This window comes from Litorimonas sp. (genome assembly GCA_029936425.1).
GTDB lineage: Bacteria > Pseudomonadota > Alphaproteobacteria > Caulobacterales > Maricaulaceae > Litorimonas.
Window position 1 is genome coordinate 1 of record JAPYSU010000051.1, and the last position, 2841, is coordinate 2841.

Sequence of the window (2841 nt, forward strand, 5' to 3'; positions counted from 1 at the left end):
ACCTTATACCACGTAACCACAATACGGCCATCGCCTAACAACGCATAATAAACTTGGTTTGAGTGGAGATCCTCGCTATCTGAAAGCCCTCCTCGCGTGTCTACATCACCCCAATATGGGGCAATCATAGGGCGATTCGCTATCGGGAAAGGGGATGGTGTAAATGAAGAAACTCGGTTATCAAACGTTACATTCCCATTATTGTTAATATGCATTTTCGCATATTTACCTGAGAAAAAATTAACGCCTTCCGGAAAGACCGATGTGATATCTATCCGTTGCGAAGAGCCATCATCATTTCTTCCCATAGCCAAATCGCCAAAGCCAGATTCCCCTCCCAGCCCCTGAACAAGCTCAGCGCTTTCAACAACCCCTAAAGAGCTGAAGAAAATGAAGACAGACCAGATTAATCGTATCGCTAAAACACGCATAACACCCTCACTCACTCTCTGCCTTCAAGTTCAGCCTTACATTAACTTCCATCGGTTCATTTGGAACCAAATCCTCCGCGGAAAAGCTTATTGAAGGAACTATCCTGAAATCTGGATCCACATAGATCGTCTTGAGAGACTCATCAACAAGATTACCGTCAACCCAGAAATCGGATTCAACCTGATAACCTCCGTATCCACCAAAGGAAATCAACTCTCTTCCCAAATCAAAATCTTTGACAATCCCTACTTCATCAAGAGTAAAGCTCTTATTTTTCTCAACAAGAATCTGCCCATCTGGGGAAGTAACCCTAAGACGCAAATTCGCCTCAAACCCCAAATTTGTTCGATAGTAAACTTTACCGGCAAACCCAATTTCTTTAGTTTCACCAGCTACCGCATTATCAGGATAAACAGCCAAGCCAACTGATTGGATCTCTCGGCTTTCAGCGATATAGAAACCAATCTCGGACTCGTGCAACACTCTAAAATCAGAATCATCAACAGCTTTTATAAGCAACGTATAATCGCCAGCCTTATAATTCGAGGTATTCCAGTCAAATTCACGGGAGACCCTATCCCTGGATTTGATAGTTACACTTCCCGCCGGGACAGAGAATTCAGAAACCACAGAGCCACTGCCATCAAACACTTCGGCATAGAGATTCAAAGACACATCTCTATCTCCACCGTTATATAAATCCGCATCAAACAGAGCTTTCTCATAAGCTCCATACAACAGCCTATCTTTCCCGATATCCTCTATTACAACCCCATCAACACTGGCCTTATCTAACATTAAGTCATAATTAATTTGGCCAGGAGAACCAGCTTTCAAGCTAGACACTTTAGTTAAGTACCCTGCATGCGAAACCGAAACATCAAATTCCAATTCAGGAAGGCCTTCCAGTCGGTACCCCCCATTCTCGCCACTTACGACCTCCATTCCACCAACGCTAACCTTGGCACCTGACAAAGGATGTCCCGTTTCGTTATCAAAAACCCTCCCATATAGCGTTGTTGCTTCACTATTCTTCAGCAACAAAATCTTGCCCAAATCATTAGCTCCAACAACGGAGGCAAAGCTAAGAGTTACCGTTTCATAGCTACCCTTAACAAGACGAAGATGCTTCTGCCCGGTTTCCAGCCCCTGAAGCAAAAAAGAACCATCACTTTTGCTTTCTGCACTTTTACCTACTCCAATCACTTCTACAAATACGTTCCCCAATCCTTCGCCCGTATCAGAATCGACAACCTTGCCTTGAACGGAAACATCTTGTGGAGGAGGATTACCTTCCAGATAAAGCACGGGAGAGAAATTAAGGTGGCTTCCAGCCACAACAGAAGCGGCAGCAGTGACCGTCACATAGCCCTCCGAACTGACCGCTAATTGAATGCCGCCTGGCAGGGAAGATAGAAGGTACCGGCCATTTTCATCCGAAACGGTTTGCCCGGCTGAAGCCCCAGCCAAAGAGACCTGCGCTCCGGGAATTGGAACCCCTTGGGCATCCCTTATCACCCCACTGATGAGCCCGCTATCAGGTAGCGGGCTCATTTCAATAGTCCCTACACTCAGGTGCTGGCCTGCCCCAACCCGGCCACTCTGATTCACCCCCTGAAACCCACTAGCTTGATAGGACAGGGAGTAATCATCCGGCTCCATATCGGTCAGCCGGAAACGGCCATCTTGGCCACTTTTTGCGCTATAACTACTATCTCCCTGAGCAGTGACTACTACGCTTTCTATGGGCTGGCGGGTATTGCTGTCGATGACCTGCCCCTCAATGCTTCCAACACTGGGGTCAACGGGTTCTGGAGCGGTGGAGACTTGATAAAGGGCGCGCAACGCCAGAGCTGTAGCAAACACATCACCGCCCCAGCTGCCATTCTCTGTCTGACCGACCTTCAGGTTTTCCAGGCCCGTTTGGTAGCGAGTGCTGTCGGTAATGACAGGAATAAGAGCCTGCAATGCCAATGCAGTCTCCACGATGCTTCCCCAGCCATCACTACTCTGATTAGCGAGAAGATATTCACTAGCTGCAGATATCGAGGCCCCGACAGGATATCGGAACCGGTAACGCTGCAAAGCCTGGCTGGTTATAGCCGTTACGTAAGTGTTAGTAAAATTGGGAGTTTCAGACCAACCGCCATCTGCTTGCTGATTTGAAAGAAGAAAAGTGATGGCTCGATCAAGCTTGTCAGGCGACACAGAATCTCCTGACGCCCATGCATTAAGAGCCAAGGCAGTATTCAGCACACTCCCATCATGGCTCGCATAGCCTCCAACACCGCCGTTATAGGCGATTCGTTCTGACACAATGCCAGAATCGATGGTATCCGTTAGCCCGAATTGCTCTGCCAGAAGATCCATTCTGGAATGGAATTCAGAGTGGGAAGAGAGATCAGGCTG

The 2841-nt window shown here is 47.6% G+C and carries 2 protein-coding genes; both read right to left on the minus strand.

Annotated features, from left to right (window positions below; genetic code table 11):
* A partial coding sequence (locus tag ACN0IC_RS14880) for a nidogen-like domain-containing protein (protein ID WP_416879559.1) occupies positions 1–431 on the minus strand: 431 nt, incomplete at its 3' end.
* Between the two features lie 7 nt (positions 432–438).
* On the minus strand, positions 439–2841 hold a 2403-nt coding region (locus ACN0IC_RS14885), incomplete at its 5' end, for a carboxypeptidase regulatory-like domain-containing protein (protein WP_416879560.1).